Origin of the sequence: Mesorhizobium sp. M7A.F.Ca.ET.027.03.2.1 (assembly GCF_003999175.1) — a bacterium.
Lineage (GTDB): Bacteria > Pseudomonadota > Alphaproteobacteria > Rhizobiales > Rhizobiaceae > Mesorhizobium.
Map to the genome: position 1 here is coordinate 1 of NZ_RZOM01000307.1, position 5,970 is coordinate 5,970.

3 protein-coding genes are annotated in these 5,970 nt (G+C 62.6%); 1 reads left to right on the forward strand and 2 read right to left on the reverse strand.

Going from position 1 to position 5,970, the window contains the following annotated elements; genetic code table 11:
- Both dnaE and EN750_RS15390 read right to left on the reverse strand, forming a co-directional pair.
- Positions 1–2,894 (reverse strand): DNA polymerase III subunit alpha (gene dnaE / locus EN750_RS15385; protein WP_127396930.1); only part of this gene is annotated, 2,894 nt, incomplete at its 3' end.
- Positions 2,895–3,001: 107 nt separating this feature from the next.
- Positions 3,002–5,014 (reverse strand): acetyl/propionyl/methylcrotonyl-CoA carboxylase subunit alpha, encoded by a 2,013-nt coding sequence (locus EN750_RS15390; RefSeq protein ID WP_127396931.1) that lies wholly within the window; start codon positions 5,012–5,014, stop codon positions 3,002–3,004.
- A 198-nt stretch (positions 5,015–5,212) separates the two neighbouring features.
- Between EN750_RS15390 and EN750_RS15395 the strand changes: the two genes are divergently transcribed.
- Positions 5,213–5,970, forward strand: a 758-nt coding sequence (locus tag EN750_RS15395; RefSeq protein ID WP_127396932.1) for an alcohol dehydrogenase catalytic domain-containing protein, incomplete at its 3' end; no start/stop codon positions are given.

The following is a 5,970-nucleotide window of genomic DNA, read 5'->3' on the forward strand; positions in this document are numbered from 1 at the left end:
GTCGCCGGCAGATTGAGTGCCTGCGACTGAGCGCCGAGCGAAGCGCCGAAGATGTCGTGCTGGCCGGAAACCGCGTTCTGCTGCGCCAGCGACGCCAGTCCCATCATGCGTTCCACGCCCGACATCATCGATGCGCGGTCATGGCCGAAGCAATCGAGCGCGCCGGCCATGATCAGGCTTTCGAAGACGCGCTTGCCGACGATCTTGGGATCGACCCGCTCGCAGAAATCGGCGAGGTTCTTGAACGGCTTTTCGCCACGCTGGGCAACGATGTGCTCGACCGCCGCATCGCCGACGCCCTTGAGCGCTGCCAGCGAATAGTAGATGCGGTTCTCACCGACCTCGAAGGGGCGAAAGCTCGACATCACCGAAGGCGCCAGAACCTCGATGCCAAGGCGCAGCGCGTCCTGGCGGAAATCGGCCAGCTTGTCGGTGTTGCCCATGTCGAGCGTCATCGACGCTGCCAGGAACTCGACCGGATAATGCGCCTTGAGATAGGCGGTCTGGTACGAAACCACCGCATAGGCGGCGGCGTGCGATTTGTTGAAACCATAGTCGGCGAACTTGGCCAGCAGGTCGAAAATGAAATCGGCTTGCGGCTTGCCTACGCCGCGCTCGACCGCGCCGGAGACGAAGCGCTCACGCTGCTTGTCCATCTCGGCGCGGATCTTCTTGCCCATGGCGCGGCGCAGCAGATCGGCTTCGCCGAGCGAGTAGCCGGACAGCTCCTGCGCGATCTGCATCACCTGTTCCTGGTAGACGATGACGCCTTGCGTCTCCTTCACCAGATGGTCGATCTTGGGATGGATCGACGCCATCTCCTCCTCGCCATGCTTTCTGGCGTTGTAGGTCGGAATGTTCTCCATCGGACCGGGGCGGTAGAGCGCGACCAGCGCGATGATGTCCTCGATGCAGTCGGGCCGCATGCCGATCAGCGCCTTGCGCATGCCGGCGCTTTCCACCTGGAACACGCCGACCACTTCGCCGCGCGACAGCATGGCGTAGGTCTCGGGATCGTCGAGCGGGATCGTTGCCAGGTCGATCTCGATGCCGCGCCGGCGGATCAGCTTGACCGCCGTCTCCAGCACGGTCAGCGTCTTCAGGCCGAGGAAGTCGAACTTCACCAGCCCGGCCTGCTCAACATATTTCATGTTGAACTGGGTGACGGGCATGTCCGAGCGCGGATCGCGGTACATCGGCACCAGTTCCGACAGCGGCCGGTCGCCGATGACGATGCCGGCGGCGTGCGTCGAGGCGTGGCGGTAAAGGCCCTCCAGCTTCTGCGCCATGTCGAGCAGCGTCTGGACGATCGGCTCCCTCTCGGCCTCTTCGGCAAAACGCGGCTCGTTGGCGATGGCGTCGGCGAGCTTGACCGGATTGGCCGGGTTCTGCGGCACCATCTTGGAGAGCTTGTCGACCTGGCCATACGGCATCTGCAGCACGCGGCCGACGTCGCGAAGCACGGCGCGGGCCTGCAACGTACCAAAGGTGATGATCTGGCCGACCTGGTCGCGGCCGTATTTCTGCTGGACGTAGCGGATGACCTCTTCACGCCGATCCTGGCAGAAGTCGATGTCGAAGTCGGGCATCGACACGCGGTCGGGATTGAGGAAGCGCTCGAACAGAAGCGAGAAGCGCAACGGATCGATATCGGTGATGGTCGTCGAATAGGCGACCAGCGAGCCTGCGCCCGAACCGCGGCCAGGCCCGACCGGGATGCCTTGCGCCTTGGCCCATTTGATGAAGTCGGCAACGATCAGGAAGTAGCCGGGAAACTTCATCTTGGTGATGATGCCAAGCTCGAAATTCAACCGCTCGCGGTATTGCTCGACCGTATAGCCTGATGTCGGGCCATGCATGGCGAGGCGCGCGTCGAGCCCCTCATGCGCCTGGCGGGCCAGTTCGTCGGCTTCCGCCTGCACCGCGACGTCATTGTCGGCGACATCGCCGCCGGTGAAGCGCGGCAGGATCGGATTGCGGTTTTTGGGATAATAGGAGCAGCGCAGCGCGATCTCGACAGTGTTGTCGATCGCCTCTGGCAGATCGGCAAAGAGCCTGGCCATATCGGCCTGGCTGCGCAGGAAATTGTCCGGCGACAGCCGGCGACGATTATCGGCGGCCACGACCGATCCTTCGGCGATGGCGATCAGCGCGTCATGTGCGTCATAGTCGTCGCGAGAGGAAAAGAACGCCTCGTTGGTGGCGACCAGGGGCAATTCATGCGCATAGGCCAGATCGATCGAGGATTTCTCGATTACGCGATCATAACCGGAAACCCGGTCCAGTTCGACATAGAGGCGATCGCCGAACATTGCCTTCAGGGTCAAAAGCCGTGCCTCGGCCAGATCGCGGCGATCTTCCTTGATGGCGGTGCCGATCGGTCCGCGCGGCCCACCGCTGAGGTAGATCAACCCGTCACAAAAGCCTTCCATCATTTCCGTGGTCAGGTGCACGGCTTCGCCCGGCGGCGTTTCGAGGTAGACGCGGCTGACCAGCCTGACCAGGTTGGAATAGCCGGCCTCGGTCGCGGCAAGCAGGACGACCGGCCGCATATCGGGACCCTGCCGCCTGCGGTCGCGCTGGCCATCGCTGTTTTCGCCGGAAAAGGCGAGCGCCGTTTGACAGCCGATAATCGGCTGAATGCCGTCCTTCACCGCCTTCTGCGCGAATTCCAGGGCGCCGAACAGGTTGTTGGTGTCGGTGACGGCGATGGCCGGGGCTTCGTCCTTGACCGCATGAGCGACCACCTTGCCGATCTGCAAGGCGCCTTCCAGCAGCGAATAGGCCGAATGCACGCGCAGATGGACGAAGGGCCGCGCCGGGGCCTCCGGCCGCGCCGCAGCAATCGCTGCTTCGCGCTTCAGGGGATCGCGGGGAAGTTTTTCGTCGGCCATGGTGCTGCGTGAAGGTCCTTGAGTCGATGGAGATGTATTGTCCGGGACCGCGCGATGCCAGTCCAGCACAAACCACTGCTGATCACAGGCTGCCTGCCCGGCTAGCCCTAAGCAAACTCCATGATCACCGCGTCGACAGCCAGGCTGTCGCCCGGTTTGGCGTTGAGTTTGGAGACGACAAGGTCGCGTTCAGCACGCAGCACGTTTTCCATCTTCATCGCTTCGACCACCGCCAAGGTCTCGCCGGCCTTGACCTCCTGGCCTTCGGCAACGGCAATCGACACGACAAGGCCAGGCATCGGGCAAAGCAGCAGGTTCGACGTGTCCGGCGCTACCTTTTCGGGCATCAGCCTTTCCAACTCGGCGGTGCGCGGCAGCATGGCGCGCGCGGTCACCGACATGCCCTTCCAGGCAATGCGAAAGCCATTGGCAACCGGCCTGACCTGAGCCGTAACCTTGCGCTTGCCGACCGTGCCGCGCCAGACCAGGTCGCCCGGCCGCCAGTCTGATGCAACGGTCAACGCCCTGCCGCCCTCGATCGACAGATCGATTTCCATCGGAATGGAAATCATGCCCTCGATAATCGAGGCCGACAGATAGTCATCGCCGATCTTCACCACCCAGTCGCGCTTCAGCGCTCCCGAATGCGGCGCCAGGCGCCCGCCCAGCCGGTCAAGCCGATCACGCCGCAGCAATTCCACCGCGGTCGCGATCGAGGCCAGAACGGCCTTCTCGTCATCGTTCGGCACGACCGGCGTGAAGCCGTCGGGATATTCCTCGGATATGAAAGCGGTCGATATCCGCCCTTCCCGCCAACGCGGATGCTGCATCAACGCAGCCAGGAACGGAATGTTGTGCTCGATACCGTCGACGACGAAGCTGTCGAGCGCTTCCGACATGGCATCGATGGCTTCCAGACGCGTCGGCGCCCAGGTGCACAGCTTGGCGAGCATCGGATCGTAGAACATCGAGATTTCGGAGCCTTCGGTGACGCCGGTGTCGTTGCGGATGACGACATCGCCGAATTGTCCTTCCTCAGGCGGCCGGTAGCGCGTCAGCCGGCCGATCGAAGGCAGGAAATTGCGGTAAGGGTCTTCGGCGTAGAGCCGGCTTTCCACCGCCCAGCCGTTCAGTTTGACGTCGCTTTGCTTCAGGCCAAGCTTCTCGCCGGCGGCGACGCGGATCATCTGCTCGACCAGATCGATGCCGGTGACGAGCTCCGTCACCGGATGCTCGACCTGCAACCGTGTATTCATTTCAAGGAAATAGAAGTTTTTCTCGCTGTCGACGATGAATTCCACGGTGCCGGCGCTTTGATAATCGACGGCCCTGGCCAGCGCCACCGACTGCTCGCCCATGGCCTTGCGTGTCGCGGCGTCCAGGAATGGCGATGGCGCCTCTTCGGCGACCTTCTGGTTGCGTCGCTGGATCGAGCATTCGCGCTCGCCGAGATAGAGCGCGTTGCCATGCGCGTCGGCCAGCACCTGGATTTCGATGTGGCGCGGATCGACGACGAATCTCTCGATGAAGACACGATCGTCGCCGAACGAACTCTTGGCTTCCGAGCGCGCGCGGTCGAAGCCGTCGCGCACTTCGGCCTCGCTCCAGGCGATGCGCATGCCCTTGCCGCCGCCGCCGGCCGAAGCCTTGATCATCACGGGATAGCCGATCTCGCCGGCGATCTTTTCGGCATGGTCGGCATTCTCGATGACGCCGAGCCAGCCGGGCACGGTGGAAACCTTGGCGGCGTTGGCGAACTTCTTCGATTCGATCTTGTCGCCCATCGCCTTTATGGCCTTGGGCTTCGGGCCGATGAAAATGATGCCTTCCGCTTCCAGCGCTTCGCAGAAGGCCGCCCGCTCGGACAGGAATCCGTAGCCGGGATGCACGGCCTGGGCTCCCGTTTCCTTGCAGGCGGCGATGATCTTTTCCGGGACGAGATAGCTCAGCGCGGCTGGCGAAGGCCCGATATGCACCGCCTCGTCGGCCATCTCGACATGCACGGCATCGCGATCGGCATCGGAATAGACGGCAACCGTGGCGATGCCCATCTTGCGCGCCGTTTTGATGACGCGGCAGGCAATTTCGCCGCGATTGGCGATCAGGATCTTGGTGAACATGCGAAATGTCATCCCCTCGGGTCGGCCGTTCCTTTTATGGCCTGTGCTTGCAGGGTCAAGCCGACCATGCAATTCACTGCCTTTCAATCGACTTGCGATTCCAATTCATCGCTGTGGCCCAGTCGGGGAGCCAGCTGCCAGTTGATCGTGTCGGCAAAACCTGAAACCTTGGAAAAAAATCGCATTGGAGGACGCCTGATGAAAACCCGCGCCGCTGTCGCTGTCGCCGCCGGAAAGCCGCTGGAGATCATGGAGGTCGACCTCGACGGCCCACGTGAGGGCGAGGTTCTGGTCGAGATCAAGGCGACAGGCATCTGCCACACCGACGAATTCACGCTGTCGGGCGCCGATCCGGAAGGTCTGTTTCCGGCCATCCTCGGCCATGAGGGCGCCGGCGTGGTCGTCGATATCGGCAAGGGCGTCACCTCGCTCAAGAAGGGCGATCACGTCATCCCGCTCTACACGCCCGAATGCCGCCAGTGCCATTCCTGCCTGTCGCGAAAAACCAATCTGTGCACGGCCATCCGCGCCACCCAGGGCCAGGGCCTGATGCCCGATGGTTCATCGCGCTTCTCGATCGGCAAGGACAAGATCTTTCACTATATGGGCTGCTCGACCTTCTCCAACTTCACCGTGCTGCCCGAGATCGCGCTGGCCAAGGTCAACCCCGACGCGCCCTTCGACAAGATCTGCTACATCGGCTGCGGCGTCACCACCGGCATCGGTGCTGTGATCAACACCGCCAAGGTCGAGATCGGCGCCACCGCCGTGGTCTTCGGCCTCGGCGGAATCGGCCTCAACGTGATCCAAGGCCTGAAACTTGCCGGCGCCGACATGATCATCGGCGTCGATTTGAACAACGACAAGAAGGAGTGGGGCGAGCGCTTCGGCATGACGCATTTCGTCAATCCGAAGGAGATCGACGGCGATGTCGTGCCCCACCTCATCAACATGAC